General features: G+C 54.9%; 21 protein-coding genes. 7 read left to right on the top strand and 14 right to left on the bottom strand.

The window, feature by feature from the left end:
* Positions 1-194: 194 nt before the first annotated feature.
* The 3 genes from Q0510_RS22640 to Q0510_RS22630 all read right to left on the bottom strand — a co-directional run bounded on the left by Q0510_RS22640 (position 195) and on the right by Q0510_RS22630 (position 2421).
* A complete protein-coding gene (locus tag Q0510_RS22640; protein ID WP_298716811.1) occupies positions 195-785 on the bottom strand; it encodes a biopolymer transporter ExbD in 591 nt (196 codons plus the stop codon).
* A gap of 52 nt (positions 786-837) precedes the next feature.
* Positions 838-1482, bottom strand: a complete 645-nt coding sequence (locus tag Q0510_RS22635) for a biopolymer transporter ExbD (protein ID WP_298716808.1) — start codon at positions 1480-1482, stop codon at positions 838-840.
* A gap of 84 nt (positions 1483-1566) precedes the next feature.
* Complete coding sequence (locus Q0510_RS22630; protein WP_298716805.1) at positions 1567-2421, bottom strand: MotA/TolQ/ExbB proton channel family protein; 855 nt, start codon at positions 2419-2421, stop codon at positions 1567-1569.
* Positions 2422-3002: 581 nt separating this feature from the next.
* Between Q0510_RS22630 and Q0510_RS22625 the strand changes: the two genes are divergently transcribed.
* Positions 3003-5570 carry a zinc-dependent metalloprotease gene (locus Q0510_RS22625; protein ID WP_298716802.1) on the top strand — a complete coding sequence of 856 codons (2568 nt, stop codon included), beginning with the start codon at positions 3003-3005 and terminating at the stop codon, positions 5568-5570.
* A 176-nt stretch (positions 5571-5746) separates the two neighbouring features.
* On the opposite strand, the gene Q0510_RS22620 is transcribed toward Q0510_RS22625, so the two are convergent.
* On the bottom strand, positions 5747-6298 hold the full coding sequence (locus tag Q0510_RS22620) for an HPP family protein (protein WP_298716799.1): 552 nt from the start codon (positions 6296-6298) through the stop codon (positions 5747-5749).
* 73 nt (positions 6299-6371) lie between these two features.
* Between Q0510_RS22620 and Q0510_RS22615 the strand changes: the two genes are divergently transcribed.
* From Q0510_RS22615 to Q0510_RS22600, 4 genes are all read left to right on the top strand, one after another.
* Positions 6372-7403 carry a LacI family DNA-binding transcriptional regulator gene (locus Q0510_RS22615; RefSeq protein ID WP_298716796.1) on the top strand — a complete coding sequence of 344 codons (1032 nt, stop codon included), beginning with the start codon at positions 6372-6374 and terminating at the stop codon, positions 7401-7403.
* A gap of 53 nt (positions 7404-7456) precedes the next feature.
* The gene (locus Q0510_RS22610; protein WP_298716793.1) at positions 7457-8260 is read left to right on the top strand and encodes a hypothetical protein; all 804 of its coding nucleotides are present in this window, start codon (positions 7457-7459) and stop codon (positions 8258-8260) included.
* A gap of 224 nt (positions 8261-8484) precedes the next feature.
* Positions 8485-9336, top strand: a complete 852-nt coding sequence (locus Q0510_RS22605) for a hypothetical protein (protein WP_298716791.1) — start codon at positions 8485-8487, stop codon at positions 9334-9336.
* The gene (locus tag Q0510_RS22600) at positions 9323-10273 is read left to right on the top strand and encodes a hypothetical protein (protein WP_298716786.1); all 951 of its coding nucleotides are present in this window, start codon (positions 9323-9325) and stop codon (positions 10271-10273) included. The genes Q0510_RS22605 and Q0510_RS22600 overlap by 14 nt, the downstream gene beginning before the upstream one ends.
* A 31-nt stretch (positions 10274-10304) precedes the next feature.
* Here Q0510_RS22600 and Q0510_RS22595 read toward each other — a convergent pair whose 3' ends face one another.
* Both Q0510_RS22595 and Q0510_RS22590 read right to left on the bottom strand, forming a co-directional pair.
* A complete protein-coding gene (locus Q0510_RS22595) occupies positions 10305-11726 on the bottom strand; it encodes an alpha-L-fucosidase (RefSeq protein ID WP_298716784.1) in 1422 nt (473 codons plus the stop codon).
* A 38-nt stretch (positions 11727-11764) separates the two neighbouring features.
* The gene (locus Q0510_RS22590; protein WP_298716783.1) at positions 11765-14314 is read right to left on the bottom strand and encodes a glycoside hydrolase family 2 protein; all 2550 of its coding nucleotides are present in this window, start codon (positions 14312-14314) and stop codon (positions 11765-11767) included.
* Positions 14315-14393: 79 nt separating this feature from the next.
* Here Q0510_RS22590 and Q0510_RS22585 point away from each other — a divergent pair, with 79 nt between their 5' ends.
* Positions 14394-14561: a DUF6728 family protein gene (locus tag Q0510_RS22585; protein WP_298716780.1), complete on the top strand. Its 168-nt coding sequence runs from the start codon at positions 14394-14396 to the stop codon at positions 14559-14561.
* Here the strand turns inward: Q0510_RS22585 and lpxB are convergent.
* From lpxB to metG, 7 genes are all read right to left on the bottom strand, one after another.
* Positions 14548-15654, bottom strand: coding sequence for a lipid-A-disaccharide synthase (gene lpxB, locus Q0510_RS22580; RefSeq protein ID WP_298716777.1), 1107 nt, complete (start codon positions 15652-15654; stop codon positions 14548-14550). The two genes, Q0510_RS22585 and lpxB, sit on opposite strands and share 14 nt — an antisense overlap.
* Before the next feature lie 9 nt (positions 15655-15663).
* A complete protein-coding gene (locus tag Q0510_RS22575) occupies positions 15664-15960 on the bottom strand; it encodes a hypothetical protein (RefSeq protein WP_298716774.1) in 297 nt (98 codons plus the stop codon).
* Positions 15961-15970: 10 nt separating this feature from the next.
* Positions 15971-16744, bottom strand: coding sequence for a 5'/3'-nucleotidase SurE (surE, locus tag Q0510_RS22570; RefSeq protein WP_298716771.1), 774 nt, complete (start codon positions 16742-16744; stop codon positions 15971-15973).
* Between the two features lie 75 nt (positions 16745-16819).
* Positions 16820-17599 carry an ABC transporter permease subunit gene (locus Q0510_RS22565; RefSeq protein WP_298716768.1) on the bottom strand — a complete coding sequence of 260 codons (780 nt, stop codon included), beginning with the start codon at positions 17597-17599 and terminating at the stop codon, positions 16820-16822.
* Positions 17600-17609: 10 nt separating this feature from the next.
* Complete coding sequence (locus Q0510_RS22560; protein ID WP_298716765.1) at positions 17610-18503, bottom strand: ABC transporter ATP-binding protein; 894 nt, start codon at positions 18501-18503, stop codon at positions 17610-17612.
* Positions 18504-18534: 31 nt separating this feature from the next.
* The gene (locus Q0510_RS22555) at positions 18535-20934 is read right to left on the bottom strand and encodes a 3-hydroxyacyl-CoA dehydrogenase/enoyl-CoA hydratase family protein (RefSeq protein ID WP_298716762.1); all 2400 of its coding nucleotides are present in this window, start codon (positions 20932-20934) and stop codon (positions 18535-18537) included.
* Between the two features lie 108 nt (positions 20935-21042).
* The gene (metG, locus tag Q0510_RS22550; protein ID WP_298716760.1) at positions 21043-23124 is read right to left on the bottom strand and encodes a methionine--tRNA ligase; all 2082 of its coding nucleotides are present in this window, start codon (positions 23122-23124) and stop codon (positions 21043-21045) included.
* Between the two features lie 109 nt (positions 23125-23233).
* Between metG and Q0510_RS22545 the strand changes: the two genes are divergently transcribed.
* Positions 23234-24145, top strand: a complete 912-nt coding sequence (locus Q0510_RS22545; RefSeq protein WP_298716758.1) for an LD-carboxypeptidase — start codon at positions 23234-23236, stop codon at positions 24143-24145.
* Positions 24146-24160: 15 nt separating this feature from the next.
* On the opposite strand, the gene Q0510_RS22540 is transcribed toward Q0510_RS22545, so the two are convergent.
* Positions 24161-24949 (bottom strand): alpha/beta hydrolase, encoded by a 789-nt coding sequence (locus tag Q0510_RS22540; RefSeq protein WP_298716755.1) that lies wholly within the window; start codon positions 24947-24949, stop codon positions 24161-24163.
* Positions 24950-25137 lie beyond the last annotated feature (188 nt).

The raw sequence follows: 25137 nt of genomic DNA, 5'->3' as shown, positions 1-25137 counted from the left end.
ACCAGTAACGCCAGAGCAGCCGTCCCCAGGATAGAGTTCCGAACGCGCTTGTCGTACTTCTTGCGAAGATCGTAAGCGCCGTAGTTCTTGTTCCTGTCTTCAAACAGGATGTCAAGAAAATCGGACTTGAGAATTTTAGCTGTATCCATTGTTACACGTTTATTGATGGATGCAAAAAATGATTGTTTTCCATACTACTGAATGCCGTTGGTGGCTTCGGTAGCTTTGATCCATTGCTTGTCCTGGTCGCTGATATCCACCGTAGCATAACGCTGGATACGGTTGATGGCCATTTCATCCAATAAATCTACAAAGTTTTCGTACGTCGCGCCATCGTCAGCTTTGATGATGACAACCACGTCCTCAGGCTCGCCCTTGTGGTTCCGGAGGCGCGCTACTTCATCCCTTTTCTGGATGATGATATCGCGGATGCCGCCGGTGTTGGCAAAGGTAGTCGCCTTGAAGAAGTCCGGGTTGCTGGAGGCATTCGGATCCTGCGCCAACCCTGCGTAGTAATAAACCTGGTCTTTTTTGCCCAACAGGATGGTAAGAGCGGTGGATTCCTTCACCTTGTTCTGCTCTTCTTCCTTCTCTGTATCCTTGGGCATGATCAGGTCCATAGTCTTGGGCTTCGACATGGTGGTGGTGAGCATGAAGAAGGTGATCAGGAGAAACCCTAGATCCACCATCGGAGTCATGTCCACACGGGTTGAAAGCTTTTTGGACTTCGTGACCCCGTGTTTCTTCTTACCACCGCCCTGACTACTGGTATCCATTTCAGCCATGGTAGCAATATTTTTTTGATGAATTAAAGTTGTTTACTGGCAGGATCATGCTTTAATGGGCATTGTCCTGTTGCTGCTCTTCATACAGGGCGGCAGCGGATCCCGGCGGCTTAGCCTTCAGGTTGGTCACCAGATTCAATTTCTGGATTTTCTTTTCCTTGAAGGTGTCCAGCACCCGTTTAATAACGGGATAAGGCGTTTCGTTGTCAGCCTGAATGCAATATTTCAGCTTTTGATTGTTCCCTTGCGCGGCACGGGCATACTCGAGCCAGATGGCCAGCTCATTGTTCGTGGAATCCATCGGGATACCCTTCTCAATTTTGCTGTTCTTACGCTCGTCGCCAGACATGTTTAAAACCTGTTTCAGCGATTTGAAGTCCGCTCCGACGCTGGAACCAACCTGGAAGTTCTTGATTTCCTCGGTTCCAAGCCCAAGCTTGAAATTGGTATTCAGATCTTCGATGAGTTGTTTTCTTTTGGGCTGACCGTCCATGCTGAAAAACACTCTCCCGTCCTTGTCCACTGTCAGCAGGATCACATCGGAATCCGGCAGCAGCTGGGTGTTGATGGAGGAGGGTGTCACCACCGCAACCGGTTCGTCCGGCTTGAATTTGGTGGCGAGCATGAAGAAGGTCAGCAGCAGGAAAGCCACGTCACACATCGCCGTCATGTCGATGAGGGTGCTTTTCCTTGGCATTTTTACCTTTGGCATCTTACACTCCTTTTGTTTGGTTCACTTAATTAGATTCAGTTCGCGCGGAATTCCACAATAATTTACGAATTATTTGTGGTTAGCTGCGAAAGACTGTGTCAAAGTAAAGCCAGATTCGTCGATAGCGTAGGTGATGCTGTCGATATTGGTGGTGAAGTAGTTGTACATGATGATCGCGATAGCGGAAGTACCGATACCCAGAGCGGTATTGATAAGTGCTTCAGAGATACCCAATGCCAGCGCAGCGGAATCAGGAGCACCGCCGGTAGACATCGCGGAGAACGCCTTGATCATCCCGAGTACGGTACCGAACAGACCTACCAGCGTAGCTACGGAAGCGATCGTGGACAGGAACACCAGGTTCTTTTCCATCATCGGCAGTTCCAGGGCGGTGGTTTCTTCGATTTCGTTCTTGATCGTCAGTATCTTCTGATCAGTGTCCAGATCGGTGTTGCTGATCATCTCCTTGTACTTTTTCAGACCAGCCTTCAGTACGTTGCCTACAGAACCTTTCTGTTTGTCGCACTCAGCCAATGCCGCGTCTACGTTCTTGTTAGCCAGGTGATACTGAACCTTGCGAACCAGTTCGGAACCGCTGAATTTGCCTTTAGCCTTGGACAGGTACAGGAAACGCTCGATTACGAAAGTAATACAGATCAACAGGATTGAGATCAGAATAGGAACGATAGCCCCTCCCTTGTGAATGGTACCAAACCATTTACCGATACCAGCCTCAACCGGGTGGTTGTTAGGGTCGTTACCGATAAAGTTGGCAGGATTGCCCAATACAAAAATGTAGAAAATGTACGCGATGGCGATACAAATGGGTACAGCCAGGATCGCAAATAAATTGGACGATTTTTTGGCTTGGTGAGAAGTCGTTTTGGCAGCAGCTGCAGTCACAGTTGTTTTAGTCTCAGCCATGTTGATTGAATTTTAGTGTTAAAAATTAAACTGTTTGTTTGTTAGTAATTAAAATTTTAGATCGCAATGATTTCACAATATACACAGATAATCCGCTTATAATCAGTGATTCGCAAAGTTATAAGCCTTCCTCAAAAAAACAAGTGTCACCCAAAAATTTAACCAAGCTTCACAAAGCCCCTACCACAGGGCATTCTTCTCCCCTTCACATTTATTGAGCAAACACTTAGATAGAAAAAATAAATAATGTTATTCTTACTGTCCTCTCCCAACTTAGCCCCATGGTCGCCGCCGGGGAATCGATTGATATTTTTTCAAAGTTGGACGCACAATTTAAGAAAATTTCCAAATGTTCCAACAGAAATTTTAAATACTTACGATTCTATTTCATGGCCCCCGTATGCATTCCCACCGCAGTAACGCTTCCGTTACCGGGAATGCCTTCGGGCAATTTACAGTTTTTTACTTTCCGCTCTTAATGCATTTTTCGTCTTTTATGGATTTTAACGATTTATTATGACTTTCTTACCTTTCTTTTGCCCCGCTTATTATTTACTACACAAAAACCAATCACCACGAACATGCAACTACAGCGCACCTTTGCCGCTGCCGTCACAGGCGTTTTGTGCACAGCACTGCTGATGCCGTCTGCCACCCACGCCCAGCGCAGGAAGAAAGACGAAAAAACACCTCCTGCCGCAGCGTCCCCGGCCAAAGACACAACCGCCAGGCCCAACGGCCCGATGAGGCCCGCCGGTCAGCCCAAACCGCAACCCAAAAAGTTCGCGGATGTCATCAACGCCTCCGCAGTCGCCGACTCCGGAATGTTCAACATTTATAAGCAGGACGACCGCTTCTTCGCCGAAATCCCCGATGCCCTCTTCGGCCGCGACCTCCTCGTGGTGAGCCGCATCTCCAAATCAGCCGCAGGCCTCCGCGCACGCATGATGGGCTTCGCCGGCGACCAGATCAACGAAACCGTCATCCGCTTCGAAAAAGGCCCGAACAACCGCGTCTTCCTCAAGAACATCTCCTTCGCCGAGCGCTCCAAAGACTCGACGCAACCCATGTTCAACTCGGTGACCAACTCCAACATCCAGCCCATCGTAGCATCCTTCGACATCAAAGCCTTCTCCAAAAACGGCAAAGGCTCCGTGGTGGACCTCACCGATTACATCGCGGGTGACAACGACATCCTGTTCTTCGACAACTCCGTGAAAGGCGCCCTCAAACTCGGCGGGGCCCAGCCCGACAAGTCGTACATCAACGACGTCAGGTCCTATCCCGAAAACATCGAGATCAAGACGGTTAAAACCTATGCCAAACAAGGAACTTCCCCCATGCCCGGCATGCCCCCGCAAGGCGGCGGATTCGCTACCCTGGAGCTGAACAGCTCCATCGTCCTCCTCCCGGCCGTGCCCATGGAACCCCGTTACTTCGATCCCCGCGTCGGTTACTTCGCCACCAGCCTCACCGACTTCGATGCCGACCCCCAGGGTGTGAAAAAACTCACCATGATCACCCGCTGGCGCCTCGAGCCCAAAGCGGAAGACATGGAGAAATTCCGCGCCGGCGAACTGGTGGAGCCCAAAAAGCCCATCATCTTCTACATCGATCCCGCTACTCCTGTAAAATGGCGTAAATACCTCATCCAGGGTGTGAACGACTGGCAGGGCGCCTTCGAGCAGGCAGGCTTCAAAAACGCCATCTACGCCCGCATGGCCCCAACCCCGGCCGAAGACTCCACCTGGAGCCTGGAAGACGCCCGGTACAGCGCCATCGTGTATAAACCGTCCGACGTGCCCAATGCATCCGGCCCCCACGTACACGATCCCCGCTCCGGTGAAATCCTCGAAAGCCACATCAACTGGTACCATAACGTGATGTTCCTCCTCCGCAACTGGTACCTCATCCAGGCTGCGCCCAACGACGAACGCGCACGCAAAATGCAGTTCGACGACGAGCTGATGGGCGATCTCATCCGTTTCGTTTCCAGCCATGAGGTTGGCCACACCCTTGGCCTCCGCCACAACTTCGGCTCCAGCTCCACCTATCCCGTAGAAAAACTGCGCGATAAAAACTGGGTGAAAGAACACGGCCACGCCGCCTCCATCATGGACTACGCCCGCTTCAACTACGTGGCGCAGCCCGGCGACGGCATTTCCGGCGCCGACCTCTACCCCCGCATCAATTACTATGACAAATGGGCCATCGAATGGGGTTACAAAAACATCCCCGGCACCAACGCGGATACAGAGAAAGCCACCCTCAACAAATGGGTAATCAACCGCCTGCAGGACAAGCGTTACTGGTTCGGCACCGAAACCAACCCGGACGATCCCCGCAGCCAGAACGAGGACCTTGGCGATAACGCCATGAAAGCCAGCGAATACGGTATTAAAAACCTCCAGCGCATCCTGCCCAACCTGGCCGCCTGGACCCGTACCGAAAACGAAGGCTATTCCAACCTGCAGACCATGTACCAGGAGCTCCTGGGCCAGTTCGGCCGCTACAACGGCCACGTAGCCAAAAACATCGCCGGTATCTACGAAACGCCTAAAACCGTTGAGCAGTCCGGCGCCGTATACGAGCATGTTTCCAAAGCCACCCAGCAGGAAGCGCTGCGGTTCCTCAATGCCCAGTTGTTCACCACGCCCACCTGGCTGCTGAACAAGGACATCCTGGAGCGCGTAGGCGGCAATGCCCCCTCCCTCATCCTCGGCCAGCAGGAAAGAGTGCTCGGCCGCCTGCTCAGCACCAACACTTTCGTGAAACTGCTGAACAACGAAGCCGTGAATCCCGCAGCTTACAAGGCTGTTGACTACGCGAACGACCTGAAAAAAGGCATCTTCTCCGAGATCTATGCCGGTAAATCGGTGGACATCTACCGCCGCAACCTGCAGAAAGCTTACGTAGCCCAGCTGAGCAAGCTGATCAAGGCGCCTGAGACCAGCAGCAGCCCGATGATGATGATGAGCGCCGGTCCCAACCCGCTCACCTCCGACGCGGCCAGCATCGCCCGCGCGCAACTGACCACCCTGCGTTCCGAAGTTCGTTCCGCTGCGGCAGGAGCGCCCGACCAGATGACACGCTTCCACCTCCAGGACCTCTCCGAGCGTATCGGCCAGGCCCTGAACCCGAAAGGTTAATTACCACGGTTGATAAATTGATAAGTCGCGAAAGCCGTATCCTTCACCGGATACGGCTTTTTGCATAAAAAAGGACCGCCCATGATTAGGCGGTCCTGTCATTTTCCCTATACTAATAAAAGTACAGGGGTAAAATTATGTTGAGGGTATGCATTGTATCTGCGTAGCGCCGTTTTTTACCACCACCTCCCTCCGGCGGGGTAGTTCCGGTTTCCGGGGATGTTGTTGACGGCAAAAGCCACCAGAAGCAACAGCACTACCCCTGAAGCCACCGGCGTGAGAACGTACAGGTACCCCAGCGCCCGGATCTTCTCGCTGCCGGCGATGGCCAGCAGGGCGGTGGCGCCTCCGGGCGGATGCACCGTTTTCGTCATCTGCATCACCACGATCGAGCAGGCCACGGCCAGCGCCCCGGCCAGCCATTCCCACTCGGGGGAGGAAATCAGCAGGCCGATGGTAACGCCCGTTGCCGCGCTCAGGACGTGCCCGCCGAACACATTGCGCGGCTGCGCCAGGGGGCTCTGGGTATGCCCGTATATCAGCACCGCGGAGGCGCCGAAGGAGCCCAGCACGAACAGGTTGTCTTTGGCGGGCAGGTAAAAATGATTGATCATGCCGATCAGCCCTACCCCGAGGAAAGCCCCGAGGAACGACCAGGCCATATCTTTCCGGTCGATCAGCGTCTCCCGGTAAATCACATACTTGGCAATGCGATAGGTTCGTTTCATCCGTCTCATCGGGTGCAAAAATACACCTATCAATAAATTTTCTTAATATCGCCCTAAATCTACTGTCAACACCGTGAAAGAACGTCCTAACACCAACAAAATCACGATCTACGACATCGCCCAGGCGTTGGGGCTCAGCGCTTCCACGGTATCGCGCGCGTTGCAGAACAACCCGCTGATCAACGAAGAAACCCGCACCAAAGTGCAGGATGCCGCCGCCAATATGGGTTACGTGCCCAACTGGATCGCGTCGAGCCTGCGTAAAAAGCGGTCCAACATCCTCGGCCTGATCGTACCCCGCACCAGCATGTACTTCCAGAGCACTGCCATCAGCGGTATCCAGCACGAAGCCCATAAATATGGTTTCAGTATCGTGATCGGCCAGTCGGACGAAACGGTGGCCATGGAAAAAGAACTGGCGCACACCTTCTTTTCGCTGCGGGTCGACGGCCTGCTGGCGGCCTCCTCCATGTTCACGACCAATATCGACCACTTCTCCCCTTTCATCAAAAATAACATCCCGCTCGTGTTTTTCGACCGCGTACCGCTGGACTTCCCCGGTTACACGATCACGGGCGACGATTTCAAAGGCGGGTACCTGGCCACGGAGCACCTCATCAAACAGGGATGCAAGCGCATCGCGCATTTCTCCGGCCAGTTGACATGCAACCTTTACCAGCAGCGCCTGGCAGGCTACAAAGCCGCCCTGGCCAAGCATAAGATCCCCTACGACGAATCCCTCCTGTACGTCCATAACCTCACGCTCGACGCGGGTGCCGAGGCGGCCAGGCAGATTTTTGCGGGGACAGAGCTGCCCGACGGCCTTTTCGCGGCCAACGACAGCTCCGCCGTGGCTTTTATCCAGGAAGCGCGGAAAGTAGGGATCGATATTCCGGGGAAGATCAAAGTGGTAGGGTATTCGAACGACCTTTCCTCCCGGATCATCAGCCCTTCCCTCACCACCATCGAACAATCGGGTTATAAAATGGGGGAAAAGGCGGTGGAAACGCTCGTCCAGCTGATCAATAAAGAAGAGAAAATCAAAATCGTCAAGAATTACGTGTTCGAGGTGGAATTAATCCAGCGGGAATCGTCCACGCTGTAACCTAACAACAATTACATCCGTTCTATAGCCGATCAACCTACAACAACTTTAGTATGAAGAAATGCTACCTGTTTCTACTGGCGCCCGCCATGGCTTTCATCGCCTGTAACAGAAACATTTATGTTCCCAACCAGATCAATGTTCCCCTGCTCAAGGAAAAAGGAGAAGTGAAAGCTTCCGTTTCCCTGTCCGACTGGCAGGCCGCCTATGCCGTGACTGATAATTTCGCCGTGATGGCCAACGGGCAATATATCTCGCGCCTGATCACGCTGGACGGCGATGCGGGCGATGACGATCCTTTCGTGGACCCCAATACCCGCGGCGGTTTGTTCGAATTGGGAGCGGGATACACCAAAGCGATCGGTGTTTCGAAGAAAGCGGTGTTTGAAGTATACGGCGGTTATGGTTTCGGCGGATTCAGGACCCTGGAGGGCGCGTACCTGTACAAACCCGATTCCGTGCAGGGGTACGATGCATACCGGTTGCGCGCAAAGTTTCATAAATTCTTTATCCAGCCTTCGTTCGGATTGTCCCACAAGGTGGTGGAAGTAGCGTTTTCCACCCGTTTTTCGCTGGTGAATTTCAATAATGTGTCCAGCGGCACCCAGGCCTGGGAAGGCGATCCCAATATGAGGACGGATTTCCAGCGGCTGGACGGCAAGGTGGTAGGTTTCATGGAACCGGCGGCTACCGTGCGCGTGGGATTCAAGCATATCAAATGGTTCTGGCAGCTACGCGCCTCCGTTCCCCTGCGCTCGGATGGTGTGGAAGCGGGCCCGACCCTGAACGAATACTTCCAGCCTTTCTCTTTCAACACCGGCATTTCCCTCAATTTCGGGAAATGGCTGAAGGATTGATGAAACGAAACTTATTTTGAAAGTAGCCCTCCGCTTGCCGGGGGGCTTCTTTTTATCCCGCAGCCCTGTAACTAATCTCCCGCTACTGCCGTTTCAATAGTATCAACCTTTACCGCATTCCCCGTTATCATGAAATTATTCCTATACTGTTTGATGATTGCCACGGCATGCTTTGCCGCCTGGTCCAAAGGGTTACTTACGTACCTACTCAGATCGCCGCGCCGATGCTCAAAGAGAAAAACGACATCAGGGTTTCGCTCGCTCCCGACGACGCGCAGTTCGCCTACGCCATCACCGACCGTTGGGGCGTTTCCGTGAACGGGCAATGGACTACCCGCTGGTTACAGCGCCACCGCGACGGCGACTTCAGGCCCAACTTCGATACGCTGGCAGGCAATCGCCGGCCGGTCGAAATAAACCGGGACGATGAAACGCGGGGTAGCCAGATCGAGATCGGCGCCGTGTACAATGTGCCTTTCGAAACACCCGGCGCCAAACCGCTCCGGCTCGAATTCATGGGCGGTTACGGGTTTGGCGGCTACCGGACGATGGACAGCAATTTCACGCCACTCCCAGGGTCGTTATTGCGAAAAGAGGATTTCCATATCAGCAACAACTTTCAGCGCGCATTCGGCCAGGTTTCGATTGCGCGGGAGCGGGAATTTTCCGAGATGATCTTCTCCTGGCGGGTTTCGCTGGTGAGATTTCATGATATGGCGAGTTCGCCCTTCGCATGGGAACAACGCCCGGAGAACCGGGACCGCTTTATGCGGCTGGAAGGAAAGGTTTTCCCCATCTCGGAACCTGCATTTACCCACCGTTTCGGCCGGAGGCATTTCCAACTTTTCTACCAGTTGCGGCTCGCCCACCATCCCCTGCATGGCTACGGCGACGACGAAATCCAAAACCTGGACGTCAAATCTTCCAACTACAAACGCAACGGCCCGCCGGTCATGCTCCAGGGCTTCACCGCCACATGCGGCATCATTTACCGTACCGGGAAATGGATCCCCGGGAAGAGACCCGGCAAATTCAGATTATTCCCCAAACCTCCGCAAAGACATGAACGCGATTAAACACCTGTCCCCCGTATTCTTCCTGCTGATATTCGCCGCATGCTCGCCCCGCGTCACGTACGTACCCACGCAGGTAGCCGCGCCTATGTTGCGGGAGAAAAATCAAGTCCACCTTTCGATAGCGCCGGACGACGCGCAGTTTGCCTATGCGCTCACCGACCGCTGGGGCATTTCCGTCAATGGCAACGTTACTACCCGCTGGCTGCAACGCGCACTCCTGGGCGACGAGGAGCCTTCCAAAGAGCCTGTCATGAACCCTACGCAGGATACAGTTTACCGCGGCCGGCGGCACCTGGGATATGATGCCGATAATGAAACGCGGGGAGGTCAGCTGGAAGTGGGCTTAGTCTACAACTATCCTTTCAAAACCCGGGGCGGGCGGAATATGCGGCTGGAAGTCATGGGAGGCTACAGCTACGGCGGCTATCGGACGATGGACAGTAATTTCACACCGCATCCCGCTACCCCGTTTCATAAAAACGACTACAGGATCAGCAACCGCCTGCACCGGGCGTTCATCCAGGGATCTGCGAGTTTGCAGCACGGTGTGTCGGAGTTTATATTCAGCTGGCGGTTATCCGCCGTCAACTTCCATGACATGAAAAGCGGTCCCCGCGCATGGGAGCAACGCCCGGAAAACCGCGCAAGATTCGAACGGCTGGACGGCAGGATATTTTTTCTCACCGAACCCGCATTTACGCACCGTATAGGCCGTAGGCACTTTCAATTCTTCTACCAGCTGCGGGTCTCCGGCCACCCTGTGCATATAGATGGCAACGATAGCACGCTGGACTTCGACGCCGATATGAACGCCATCAACCAGCCCATCGAACGCAGCGGCCCGCCAAGGATGGTCCAGGCCATCACCCTGAACTTCGGGCTGGTGTACCGGACCGGCAGCTGGATCAAACCACGCACAAAAAAAGCGGGCCTGTAAAGCCCGCTTTCCTGTATATCTCGATTTCAGATTACTGCAACTGGATGGCTGCCGCATATCGCAAGCCTGCTTTCTGCGCGGCCGCGGGGATCCTGATCTCCACCGCGCCGTCCTGCGCTTTCCAGCTGAGCTTGCCTTTGTAACCCAGCAGCTGGATTTTCGCGCCTTTCTTAGGCTGGATACCGTTAAAACGGATCACGGCGGGCAATTGCTCGCCTGCGTCCAGCAGGTAGATGGCGTAGATGCTGCCGTCGCGCTTCTGCGTGAAGCACACTTTACCATCTTTGTAAGGCGCCACGGAGCGCGTGCCGTAAATCGCGTTACCATTAACCTGCATCCAGGAACCGATACTGTCGAGCTTGCGGTACGCCTCTTCGTGCCAGGTGCCATCGGGGCCGGGGCCGATGTTGAGGAGGTAGTTGCCGCCTTTGGCCACGATGTCGACCAGGTTATGGATGATGGCAGTTGTAGGTTTGTATTGATCGTTGGGCACGTAGCTCCAGGAGCCGCCCATGGTCATGCAGGTTTCCCAGGGGTAATCCAGCGGCTTGTCGGGGATCGTTTGCTCGGGGGTGCGGTAGTTCTCGTACGGACCGTGCACGCTGCGGTCTACAACGATCAGGCCGGGCTGGTTCTTACGCGCCATGGCGGTGATGCCGGGCATATCGATATCCTGGTCCTGCGCCGGGGTCTTGTTCCACGACAGGGATTCCTTGGTATGCATGTTCAGGGGGCGAACCCAGCCGCCGTCGAGCCAGAGGATATCGACCTTGCCATAGCCGGTCATCAGTTCCTGTATCTGGTTGAAGGTGAATTTCTTGAAGGCATTCCAGCGCTCGGGGTATTTGGCGAGCTCGTAACTGGGGTTGCGGTCTTTCGGGGGGAAGTAATCCCACCAGTAGGAATCCACGTGCCAGTCGGGTTTGGAGAAGTAGGCGCCGATGTGGATGCCTTCTTTCCGGAATGCGTTGAAGACTTCCTTTGTAACGTCGGCCCGGGGATCTTTGCTGAAAGGCACGTTGGGCGCGGTGATCTTGTAGTCCGACTGTTTGGTGTCGAACATATTGAAGCCGTCGTGGTGCTTGGTGGTGAAGACCATGTACTTCATCCCGGCTTTTTTAGCCGCGGTCGCCCATTTGGCGGGATCGAAATTCACCGGGTTGAACGTATTGGGCAGGGCCTCGTATTTCTTCACATAGTCGTAGTAAGGAATACCTGCGGGCTGGCGTTGCGTCCAGCCTTCGTCTTCCGGGCAGAGGCTCCACGATTCCACGATCCCCCACTGGGAATAGGTGCCCCAGTGCATCATCAGCCCGAACTTCCAATCCTGCCATGCTTCCAGCTTTTCCAGCACGAGCGGGTCTGTTTCTTTTACATAAGGCTCGTTCTGCGCCTGCGCCGAAACGCCTGCCAGCATACAGCCTGCCAATATCAAATGCTTCATCTTCATCATGTTGTTCACTGTTTAATGTTCACTGTTATATTTTCTGCTTACGGCTTCGTTACAACGCCTACATGCCATGTTTGCAATTGCGATTTCACGGCATCCAGCCCCAGGCTGGTTTCCAGTTCCACCGTTCTGCTCGTACCTGGCAGCAGGTCGAAAAAGTTATCGGAAAAATGAGATGTGTCGTCTTTATCCAGCAGCAGCCAAACGTTTTTGGCGAGCTTCGCGGACCGAACGGTCACCAGTATCTTACCGCCTGCTGCTTTCACTTCTGTTTGAATATCCGGAACGGGCAGTGCCAGGTCGCGGGGTGCGGCAAAGTAAAACACATTCTCCGTCCGGGTTTGATTTTCGTTTACCAGTTTGGCATACAAAATTACCTTCCGGGGATCGGCGCCTTGTAAAAACGCTTCTTTCTCCATCCGCCAGGCCACTGCTGCCGTATTACCTTTGGCCGTCAGCGGCTGGTCGATTTTCCGGAGGATTTTGCCTTCCAAATCCATCAGCGTCAGTTCGAGTTTTACCTTTTCGTCTTTCCACAAATCATTCACCACGTATGCGCGCACCTGCCCTTCTTCCTCCACCAGGCTTACCAGCATGGGCGTAAACGCTTTCTGCGCGAAGTATTGCAATGCTTTCCAGCGGCCGAAGTAATCGATGCTGCTCCAGGAAGGCCCCGGCCAGGTATCGTTCAGCTGCCAGTACAGCGTGCCCATGCAGTAGGGCATATTGCGCCGGTGCGCTTCCAGCCCGATTTTCATCCCTTCCGCCTGCAATACCTGGCTCATGTACAGGAACCCGGCAAAATCTTTCGGACGATGGTAGTAATGATCCATGTACGTCTGTATGGCGGCGTTGCCGCGGGCAAGCGATTTTTGGTGTGATTGCATCACGAAGGAATGCAAATCCCACTGCGTAGAATCCGCAAATTTGCGAACGGTATGCAAATCAGGGAACGACTGGAAACCGAATTCGCTCATGAAGCGCGGCACATGCGTATTGAATGCTTCGAACCACTCCATGCCATGCCAGATGCCCCAGTAATGGTTGTCGCCATGCTTAAAATCTTCCGCGCGCCCCCAGTTGCTGATGGGCGACGAAGGCAGGTAAAACCGTGAAGGGTCATGCGTTTTCACTTCATCGCGCAACAATTCCTGGAACAAGGTTTCATAGCCTTTCAACAGCGAAGCCCATTGCCCGTCGGAATAGGCGTATCCATCTTTCCAGCCCCAGTTTTTAATCGCCACACCGATCTCGTTATTCCCGCACCACAACGCCAGCGACGGGTGGTTGCGCAGCCTGCGGATGTTGTAAGCCGTTTCTTCCCGAACCTGCGACAGGAACGCGGGATCCGAAGGATATAGCGTACAGGCGAACATAAAATCCTGCCAAACGAGGATGCCTTTCTCATCCGCCAGGTCGTAGAAAATATCGTTTTCATAGATACCGCCACCCCAGACACGGATCATATTGAAATGGCTGAACTCCATGTCGCGGAACAACTTCCTGTAACGGTCATCCGTTACGCGGGGGAGGAAATTATCCGAAGGAATATAGTTCGCGCCTTTCATGAAAACGGGCTGGCCGTTGACTTTCACGAAAAACGAAGTGCCGTCTTTATCGGGTGCGTTCACCACTTCCACAGTGCGCAGCCCGATGCGGCGGGTGGTTTGCTGGATGGTGTCTTTTCCGTGGAGGATGGAAACGGTGACCGGGTACAGGTACGCCTCACCCAGTCCATTCGGCCACCAGCGTTTCGGCTGGCGGATGGAGAAGGGAATATTCACCGTTTGCGTGCCCGCCTGCAGGGCGCTTTGCACCTTCTGCGCGACGAAAGCCTTGCTGCCGCTGTGGATGACGGCCGTATAATTCCCCGCCTGCTGCACATCCACGGTGAGCGTGGCTTCGAGGGTGGCGCTGGCGTCTGTCAATTGCTGTTGTTTGATCCAGGCGTCCCGGAGCTGGAGTTTGTTCCAGGAACGGAGCACCACCGGGCGCCAGATCCCGCTGGTTACGTAGCGCGGGCCCCAGTCCCAGCCGTAATGGTACGGCGCCTTCCGGGCGTGCACGCTGAGGGGGATATCGCTGGCGTCGTTGCCGGCCGGGTACACGATACGGTCCTGCATGAATTTGGGCATATCCCGCACGATCGGGCTGTGGAAAAGGATCCGGAGGCGGTTGCCCTGTGGCCGGGCGATGCCCTTCACCGCCACCTGTTTGCCCACGAACATATTTTGCGCCTGCAGGATGAGGGAGTCGTTGAGATACACATCTGCATAGGTATCCAGCCCGGTAAAGTCGAGCGCGAGCTGGTCCTGGCCGGCCATATCCGCAGGAACATCGAACGTGGTCCGGTATTCCCAGTCTTTTTTATCGATCCATTGCAGCCCTTTTTCATTGGCGCCGGCAAAAGGATCGGGAATCAGCTTGTGGGCAAACAGGTCCGTATGAACGGTACCGGGCACGGTAGCCGGCCGCCAGATGTTTTCGTCTGTCCGCCGGAATTCCCAGCCTTTATCCAGTTCCTGCTGTTGCTGCGCCAATGCGGGCCATGCGGCGAACGCCAGCCCGATTACCCCGATTAATCTCCTCATAACTGTCTGAAAAATGGTTAAATACCGGGTAAAAATAACAGATTATGCAGAATCGGACGGCTTTTCGGATATTTGGGTCATGAAAAGCATCTGGAACCAGGTATTGCAATACCTTTTCATCCGCAAGCGCGACAAATCCGAGCAGCTCAACACCAACACGAAGCTCATGCACGGCATGAACCGGATTTCCATCCTGATGTTCCTGGTCGCGATCCTGGTAATGCTGTACAGGCTTATTTTCCGCTAACTACTTTTATGATCTCGGCAGCCGCTTTCTGTGATGCGGTGCCGTCGCCCAGGAGCGTCCAGAGCGTGGCGTAATCGGCCTTCATCTGCTGATGGCGGGCGGTATCTTTTAAGATGAGGGTGAGTTCTTTCAGCAGGTTTTCTTCGGTCAGATCGTGCTGGATCAGTTCTTTCACCACGAGTTTATCCATGATGAGGTTCACCAGCGAGATATATTTCACCTTGATCAGCTTTTTGGCGAAGAAATACGAGATCGGGCTCCCTTTGTAGCACACCACTTCCGGCACGCCGAAGAGCGCCGTTTCGAGGGTAGCCGTGCCGCTGGTCACGAGTGCAGCGGTAGCCTGGAGCAGCAGCGGATACGTCTGGTTCCTGACGGTAGATACGTTGGGATACGCATCCGTGTACTGGCGCAGGAACGCATCGTCGAGGCTGGGCGCCTGCGCTACGATGAACTGGTACTCCGGGAAATATTTGGCCACGGATAGCATGACGGGCAACTTCTTGGAGACTTCCTGCTTCCGGCTACCGGGCAGCAGCGCGATGATGGGCTTGTCCGAAAACGGCGGCAGCGGCGGGGCTTGCTGTGCGGCTTTCACGGCTTCGATGAGCGGGTGCCCCACATACGTCACTTCAAAATCCCACTTTTTATAGAAATCCTGCTCGAACGGCAGGATAACCAGCATCTTATCCACCACTTCCCGGATCTTCTTCACGCGGCCTTCTTTCCAGGCCCATACCTGCGGACTGATATAATACACCACTTTAATCCCCTGCTGTTTGGCCCATTCGGCGATGCGGAGGTTAAACCCGGGATAGTCGATGAGCACGAGCACATCGGGCTTCCAGGCGGTGATGTCTTCTTTGCAGATTTCGAGGTTTTTAAGAATGGTGCGGAGGTTCATGATCACTTCCACAAAACCCATGAACGCGAGTTCCTTGTAATGCTTCACCACATTGGCGCCGGCTTGCTGCATGAGGTCGCCGCCCCAACTGCGGATGTCGGCCGAAGGGTCTTGCTGTTTGAGTTGAAGGATCAGGTTGCTCCCGTGCAGGTCGCCAGAGGCTTCTCCCGCAATGATGTAATACTTCATGCCCCGTTCTTAGATGATTTTAAGCAGCAAGATAACGATTGCGTATAACAATGTAACGAGGAAAATCCCGCGGGCCGTGAGGTCCCGGCGTTTGCGGGTGTAGAGGTAAAACACGATACCGTTCGCCAGCAGGCAGATGCTGATGATTTTGGGGATGAGGTAGCTGTTGTTTTTGAACTGGGTCAAAACATCGCCCAGGCTCTGCCCTTTCGGGTAAAATACGGCGAAATAATATAAAAGGAAGGCAATGAACGGGGTCAGCAGCCCCAGTATGATGCCCAACGATAGTTTGTCTTGTTTCAACATGGTCATAGGATTATCGGAAGTTCCATTCGGCTTCCAGTTGTTGTTTCAGGCGGTAGTTGGTAAGGTCGAACTGCACCGGCACCAGGGAGGTGTAGCCGTTTTCAAGCGCCCAGACGTCGGTATCCTCGCCGCTGTCCTGGTTTTTGAAAGCGCCGGTGAGCCAGTAGTATTTTTTGCCGTGGGGGTCGCTCCGCTCATCGAATTCTTCCTGCCATTTGGCGTTGGCCTGGCGGCTGATGCGGATGCCCTTGTAATCTTTTGCCGGAACGTCAGGGATATTTACGTTGAACAGGGTGTGCGGGGGAAGCGGCGTTTCCAGCATGCGGCGCGTCACTTCATGCGCTACTTCCCGGCAAGTGGAAAAATCGGCGTCGTAGGCATAGTTGAGGTATGAAAAGCCGACAGACGGAATTCCTTCTATCGCGGCTTCCATGGCTGCCGACATAGTACCGGAGTAAATGATGTTGATCGAGTGGTTGGCGCCGTGGTTGATGCCGCTCACGCAAACATCCGGCGCACGGTGCAGGATCTTGTCGCGGGCCAGCTTCACGCAGTCCACCGGCGTGCCGGAGCACTGCCAGGCTTCGATCCCTTCGAAGATGTCAACGGGGTTGAGCCGCAGCGGGAACCCGAGGGTGATGGCGTGGCCTTTGCCGGACTGGGGACTGTCGGGCGCCACAACAACCACCTGCCCGAGGGGGCGCACCGCCTCGATGAGATTGCGGATGCCCGGGGCGGTAATCCCGTCGTCGTTCGTCACCAGTATCAATTTTTCCTGCTTCACCTTTTTACTTTTATCAACAAATGTACATGCACCGGTTCACAAATCCTCCGGCTGTTCCTATTTTTAACGGTGATTTTAAAGATCGGAGCGCTTCAACCTGCGATATGCCAGGAAGCAAAACAGCAGGATATAGCCGATGGCGATCATCTGCAAGGTCGATTGCCCGAACGGCTTTACACCTTGCGACGCCAGTTCGTTCACCAGTTTCGTTTCCCCCGGAATCATCCTGTCGGTGCATTCCAACGGTAACAAGGCGCCCATGTGGGCTTTCACTTTGAAATCTATTAACCGGCTGATGAAAAACTCGAATACATAAGCATACATCACATAAATCGCGATCGCCACACCCGCGCGCTTCATGAAAACGCCCAGGAACAACGCCACGGCCAGGTAATCCATCGCCTGCACAAATATCAACCAGATCATGCCCATCCCGTCTGTAGGATCGCCCTGCCCGGATCGCAGGCCAAAGAACAACGCGCTGGCCACGATCACCAGGGTCATATACAACGCCATCGTAATCATCACCCCGAATTTTGCCAGGATATACTGATCCCGGCTCCAGCCATCGATGATGTTCTGGCGGATGGTGCGGAAATTATTTTCGTTGGTCAGGAAGATGATGAGCAGGATGCCCATGATAGGATACATCGCGCTCCCGATCCAGGCGGATGTTTCCCAGGCTTTCGGGAAGCTGAATGCCCCGAGGAACGCCGCTATCTGCTTGCTGTTTTTCAGGATCAGCTCGTACGACCACAGGATCAGGGGCACTATCGCGAGAAAAAGCCCGGAAAGCAGCCAGAAAGTACGGTAGGCTTTTACTTTCAGCCATTCTATTTTTAAGAGTTCGGTCATGACGGTGGGATTAATTGGTCAGTTCAATGAAACGCGCTTCCAGGCTCTTCCGGCGAAGCGCCAGGTAATTCAGGGTAACGCCCTGTTCGAAACAGTGTTTGTTCAGTGCTTCCGCGCTGAAACCGTTCTCGAATACAACCTGGAACCCGCCGTTGTGGCGGCGGATGGAGCGAAGCCCCGCCATGGCCGACAACACCTTTTCCAATGTGGCGTTATCCACGGCGCTCACTTCCAGCATATCTTCACTTGCCAGCACTTCGTCCACATGCCCCGAAGTCAGCAATACGCCCTTTTTCAGGATGGCTACGTGCGTGCACACTTTCTCCACTTCGTCGAGCAGATGGCTGGCCATGATAACGGTAGTCCCCTGCCGCCCCAGTTCCCTGATCAGCTCACGGATCTCCGCGATACCGGCGGGGTCGAGGCCGTTAGTGGGCTCATCCAGCAGCAGCACTTCCGGATTGCCAAGCAGCGCGCTGGCGATGGCGAGGCGCTGTTTCATCCCCAGCGAATAGGTACTGAACTTTGAATCTTTCCTTTCCCACAAGCCGCACAGCTTCAGCACGCGCTCGATATCGTCGTGCCCGCGCTGCTTGATGGCCGCGGCTATCTGCAGGTTGCGGATAGCAGAATAATAATGGTAGAAATTAGGGGTTTCCAGCAAGGCGCCGATTCTCCGGCGAAGGGAATGATGCGGCTGCTGGCCGAACCAGGCATAAGTGCCCGCGTCCGCTTTCAGCACGTCCATCACGATCCCCAGCAGCGTCGTTTTGCCGCTGCCGTTGGGGCCCAATACGCCGAAGACGCTGCCGGCAGGTACGTCGAAAGAAACTCCTTTCAACGCCTGGACAGGCCCATAGCGTTTGGACAGCTGGTGCAGGGATAGCATGTGTGTGTTTTCCAAGTTGACAGATTTGAATGGCGAAAATAAAAAACTAGTTACGAACCGGCTTGCCCGTTTTCAGCACGCTCTGCAACCGTTCCAGGGTTTTCCGCTCGCCGCAGAGGCTCAGGAACGCTTCCCTTTCCAGGTCCAGCAGGTATTGTTCGCTCACCAATGCGGGCTCCGACAGGTCGCCGCCGCACATCACGTAAGCCAGCTTGCCGGCGATCTTTCCATCATGTTCAGATATATAGTTGGCAAATTTCATGGCATTGATACCGGTGAGCATCGCGCCCAGCGCACCGCGCCCCAGCACCCGGATGTCCGTCCGCTCGATCGGGCGGGTATATCCCGCATCCGCCAGCTCCAGCGCTTTCTGCTTCGCGTCGGCGATGATGCGGCTGTGGTTGAGGCTCACCGCGTCGGTCCCCTGCCGGAGAATCCCCAGTTCGAACGCCTCCGCGGCGGAAGTCGCCACCTTGGCCTGCGCGATGGTGAGGAAACGCTCCTGCAGGATCGGGTTTTCGATCTGCCCGTCCTTGTATTCATCGGAAGCGCGCAGCGCGAACTCCTTCGTGCCGCCGCCGCCGGGGATCAATCCCACACCCAGTTCCACCAGGCCGATATACGTTTCGGCCCCGGCCTGCACCGCGTCGGCATGGAGGCTCATTTCGCAACCGCCGCCCAGCGTCAGCCCGTGAGGCGCCACCACAACGGGGATCGACGAATACCGCAAACGCATCGTACTCCGCTGGAAGAGGCGGATGGCCATATCCAGCTCATCGTATTCCTGCTCCGCCGCGAACATGAAGATCATCCCCACGTTGGCGCCCGCGGAGAAATTCGCGGCGTCGTTAGCCAGCACCAGCCCGCGGAAATCCTTCTCCGCGCGGTCCACCGATTTATGCACGCCCTCCAGCACCTCGCCGCCGATGGTATTCATCTTCGTCTTCCACTCGAGCGACAGGATGCCGTCGCCGATGTCGTACAGGTTGCAGGCGCTGTTCTTCCAGACGATGTTGTTGGACAGGTTCTCCAGGATGATGAATGCATCCGCGCCGGGAACCGCCTTGTATGATTTGGAAGCCAGGTCGTAATAGAATTTCTTCCCGCCTTCCACTTTATAAAAGCTTTTCACTCCGGCCGCCAGCATGTCTTCCACCCAGCCAGCCACCGTCAGGCCCTTGTCTTTGATCGTTTTGATACCGTTCTCCACGCCCAGCAGGTCCCAGGTTTCAAAAGCGCCGATCTCCCAGCCGAAACCCGCCTTCATGGCGTCGTCCACTTTGTAGAGATCATCCGCGATCTCCGGGATGCGGTGGGAAATGTAGGAGAATAGGTAAGCGTGGAAATTTTTGTAGAATTCACCCGCTTTATCGCCGGCGCTGGCCAGCATTTTAATCCGTTGCTTGAGGTCTTCCACAGGCTTCGCCGCGTCGATGGACGCGAATTTCGCGCGCTGCTTCGGACCGTATTCCATAGTCTGGAGGTTGAGCGTAAGGATTTCCTTTCCGCCTTCTCCTTTCGTTTTTTTGTAAAAGCCCTGACCTGTTTTATCGCCCAGCCAGTTGTTCTCCACAACTTTCTGCAGGAACGGCGGGATCTCCATGATGGCGCGGGCTTCATCTTTCGGTGCGTTCTCGGCCACACCTTTCGCCACTTTCACAAGCGTATCGATCCCCACCACATCCGCGGTGCGGAAGGTGGCGGACTTCGGCCGGCCGATAACCGGGCCTGTCAGCGCATCCACTTCATCGATACCCAACCCCATTTCCTGCATAATGTGGAAAATAGCCATGATCGAGAAAACGCCTACGCGGTTGGCGATGAACGCCGGCGTGTCTTTACACAGAACGGTGGTTTTACCCAGGTACAGATCGCCGTAATGCATGAGAAAATCCGTCACCGCCGGATCGGTATGCGGGGTGGGAATGATTTCCAAAAGGCGGAGGTAACGGGGCGGGTTGAAGAAGTGCGTACCGCAGAAATGTTTCTGGAAATCCTCACTGCGCCCTTCCGCCATAAGGTGTATGGGAATGCCGGAGGTATTGGAAGTGATGAGCGTGCCCGGCGTGCGGTATTTCTCCACCTGTTCGAACACTTTCTTCTTGATATCGAGATTTTCCACCACCACTTCGATGATCCAGTCGCAGCCCGCGATGGATTTCATATCATCGTCGAAATTGCCGGTGGTGATATGTTTGGCGGCATCTTTCGTATAAAGCGGGGAAGGATTGGATTTTACGGCGGCCAGCAGCGCGTCGTTCACGATGCGGTTTCGGACTGCCGGGCTTTCCAGCGTCAGGCCTTTGGCTTTTTCCTTTTCGTTCGGTTCTTTCGGGACAATATCGAGCAGTAACACCTTCACGCCTACACCGGCGAAGTGGCACGCGATCCTCGAGCCCATTACACCAGAGCCCAGCACAGCAACTTTGTTGATCCTTCTTTGCATAATTTCCAGCTTTAGAGCAATGAATTTAACATTTTTTACGGTTGAAAACTTGCGTGAAACGAAAAAGGCCGGTGAATTCACCGGCCTTTTAACATTATTTTTTCATGATCAGCTGATGCCGCTCCCCGGCGCCACGGTGGCATCGGGATTAACGAACACGAGCTTGCCATTGTCTTCCGCCATGAGGATCATGCCCTGGCTTTCGATGCCGCGCATTTTGCGGGGAGCCAGGTTGGCGACCAGTGTTACCTGCTTGCCGATAATGGCTTCCGGTGCGTAGTGCTCCGCGATCCCCGATACCACGGTCCGCTGTTCGCTGCCGAGATCCACAGTGAGTTTCAACAGTTTATCCGCCTTCGGCACCTTTTCCGCATGGGTGATGGTTCCGGCGCGCAGGTCCAGCTTCGCGAAATCGTCGTACTGGATTTCCGCCTTTGCGGGCTTGGCTTCCGCAACGGGCGCTGCGGCAGGAGCTGCAGCGGCGGCGTTTTTTTTCAGCCCGGCATGGAGTTTTTCCACCTGTGCGGCCACCTGCTCGTCTTCGATTTTCTTGAACAGCAGTTCAGGCGCGCGCAAGGTATAACCTACGCTCACGAGTTTCATGCTGCCGGCGTTTTCCCATTCCAGCATCCTGTCTACCACCTTCAGCATATGGCAGATTTTCTGCGCGGTAAACGGCAGGAAAGGATTGAGGAAAATGGCCAGGTTGGCGGTCAGCTGCAGGCACACGTGCAGGCAGTTGTCGATCTTCTCCTGGTTCGCCGCCTGCAGTTCCGGCGTCTTGGCCAGGATCCAGGGTTGCTTTTCCTGGAGATAACGGTTGCCTTCGCGGGCAACGTTCATCACCTCCGCCAGTGCGTCCCGGAAACGGTAGTTTTCGAGGTTCTCGGAGATTTTCAGCTTCGCATCCTGCAGCGCCTGGAATACGGCGTCGTCTGCCGCGTCTTTCACAGATGCATGCATGGGCGGCACTTTCCCGCCGCAGAGCTTGTGCATGAGCACCATCGTGCGGTTCACGAAGTTGCCGAGGTTGGCCACCAGCTCGTTGTTATTGCGGTCCTGGAAATCTTTCCAGGTGAAGTCGTTGTCTTTCGTTTCAGGCGCCGTGGAGCAGAGCACGTAGCGGAGCACGTCCTGCTGGTCGGGGAAATCCTGGATATAATCGTGCACCCACACGGCCCAGTTGCGGGAAGTGGATACTTTTTCGCCTTCGATATTGAGGAATTCGTTGGCGGGAACGTTGTCGGGAACGATGAAACCGCCGTGGCCTTTCAGCATCGCCGGGAAGATGATGCAGTGGAACACGATATTGTCTTTCCCGATGAAATGCACCAGGCGCGTGTCTTCCTTGCACCAGTAATCGGCCCAGTTCTCGGTGAGCTCTTTAGTGGCGGAGATATACCCGATGGGCGCGTCGAACCACACGTACAGCACTTTCCCTTCGGCATCCGGCAGCGGCACCTTGATGCCCCAGTTGCTGTCGCGGGTCATGGCGCGGCTTTGCAGCCCGTTGTCCAGCCAGCTTTTGCATTGGCCGAACACGTTGTTCTTCCATTCTTTATGGTCTTCGAGTATCCATTGTTTCAGCCAGGGCTCGTACTGCTGGAGGGGCATGTACCAGTGCTTCGTCTTGCGCTTCACCGGCACCGCGTCGCTGAGGGCGGAGCGGGGGTTGATGAGCTCGTCGGGACTGAGGGAACTGCCGCAACGCTCGCACTGATCGCCGTAGGCGCGGTCGTTCCCGCACTTGGGGCAGGTGCCGATGATGTAGCGGTCGGCCAGGAATACCTGTTTGATTTCATCGAAATATTGCTCGGACTCCCGTTCTTCGAACAGCCCTTTATCATACATCTCCTTAAAGAACGCCGCGGCCGTTTCGTGGTGGACCTGGCGGGAGGTACGGGAAAATATATCGAAAGAAATGCCCATCGCCGCGAAGCTGTCGCGGATGACGGCGTAGTATTTGTCGACGATGTCCTGCGGGCTCACATTCTCCTGCATGGCCTTGATGGTGATGGGTACTCCATGCTCATCGGTCCCGCAGACGAATTTGACGTCCATCTTTCTGGCTCTGAGATACCGCACATAAATATCGGACGGCAGATAGCAGCCGGCCAGGTGCCCGATATGCACCGGTCCGTTGGCATAGGGTAAAGCCGCCGTCACCAGGTATCTGTTAAATTTTTCCATTAGCGTATTCTCCGTTAAAAAATTGAAAATAACACTTACTTTGGTCACCCGAAGCAGGTTATTTGTGATTTTATTACTAATCTGCAAAGGTAAACTAAAGCGCTGACGAATGATCAAAATTCCGCCATATCTGAAAAAAGGCGACCTCATAGGCATTATGTGCCCCAGCAGCAAAATGGAGCTCCAGGCGGCCGAGTTTGCGGCAGAAGTACTGCGCTCCTGGGGGTACCGGGTACACCTGGGCATTACGGTAGGCACCAGCTTCCATAATTTCTCCGCCCCGGACGAGCTCCGGCTCGAAGAGCTACAGGATATGATGGACGACCCCGAGATCAAGGCGATCCTCTTCGGCCGCGGCGGCTACGGCATGGTGTGCATCCTCGACCGGATCAATTTCGCCCGCTTCCGCCGCTTCCCCAAATGGCTTTGCGGCTATAGCGACATCACCGTCCTCCACACCCATCTTCAATCCACCTTCAAAATACCCAGCATCCATAGCCTGATGTGCAGCGGCATCACGCCCGCCACAAAGGATAACGCCTACGTTTCCAGCCTGAAAGACGCTCTTTCGGGCAAGCGCAGCCGTTATGCGGCCGGCGCCCACGGCATGAACCGCCCCGGCAAAGCCACCGGCGCCCTCACCGGCGGCAACCTCACCCTCCTTTCCAACGTTTCCGGCACCGTTTCCCAGCCCGATACCAAGGGAAAGATCCTCGTCCTGGAAGACATCGGCGAATACCGTTACAATGTGGACCGCATGATGTACAACCTCAAGCGCGCCGGCTGGCTCGATCAGCTAGCCGGGCTCGTGGTAGGCTCCTTCGCCGATCCCCGCGAAACGGATACCCCGTTCGGGCAAACCGAATTCGAAATCATCCGGAACATGGTGGCGGAATACGACTATCCCGTGTGCTACAACTTTCCCGTCGGGCACCAGGACGAGAACTTCGCGCTCAAAATGGGCATCCCCCACGAGCTGAAAGTGACGCCCCGGGGCGTTTCGCTGACCGAAGTGCGCTAAGAAAGCAGTCCGCCGTTACAGTTGCAGGACGGAATCGAGTTTTTGGTGGAAGAAGGGATAATCGTTCAGGTTATTATGCTCCCCGCCTTCGATGGTAAACAACGTATCCCCTTTCTTGAACAGGGACCGGAGCTTTTCGCCCGAGGCGTAAGGCACGGTATCGTCGTCGGTGCCATGGAACACCACGACGGGGGCGGTTACTTTGGGCAGGAATTCGTGGGTTGGCAGCTTGTAATTCAGCATGAGGCTGTAGGGATAGATGGGCGCAGCTTCCGCGGCCACGTCCCCGATGCTGTAATATGGCGTTTCCAGGATGAGGCGGCGGCAGTCCCTGACAGACGCCAGCTGGGTGGCGATCCCCGTGCCGAGGGACTTCCCGTAAATCACGATCTGGTGGGGCGCGAAGCGGGTGCGTGCCACTTTGTACATGAGGAGCGCATCTTCATATAAAGCGGCTTCCGTCAGCCTGCCCGTACTTTTCCCGAATTCCCGGTAATCCATGATCAGCACATCATACCCGTTCTTCGTAAAATTGGGCATATATTTCGCATACCGGTTGATATTGGCCGAATTCCCGTGGAAATACAACACCATCCCCCGCGGCCGCTCCGCGTTGAACAACACCGCGCTCAGCTTCACTTTCTTGTTAACCGGGATGAGCATTTCCTGGAAAGGCACGTCGAACTTATACTGGTAATTGGCGGGCAGCACTTCGGGGTGGAACAGGAGCCTGTCCTGGATGAAATACAGCACCAGTCCCGCTATGAGGTAGACGGAGATGGCCCAGAGGGCGATCTTTTTCAAATATCTGCGTAATGTCGGCGGCTCTTGCATATGATTCAGGATTTATTCCTGCAGGATATCGCGGATGAACGTATGGTATTCCGGGAAAGACGGGAGATTGTTATGCCCGCCGCCCTGGATGCGGATCAGCGTGACCTTGTCGGGATTCAGGCCGCGGAGGCTTTCGCTGTGGCGGATAGGGATCAGCC

It is taken from the genome of uncultured Chitinophaga sp., assembly GCF_937874145.1.
In the GTDB taxonomy this organism is placed as follows: Bacteria; Bacteroidota; Bacteroidia; order Chitinophagales; family Chitinophagaceae; genus Chitinophaga.
This window is presented reverse-complemented; position numbering and strand designations above follow the sequence as displayed.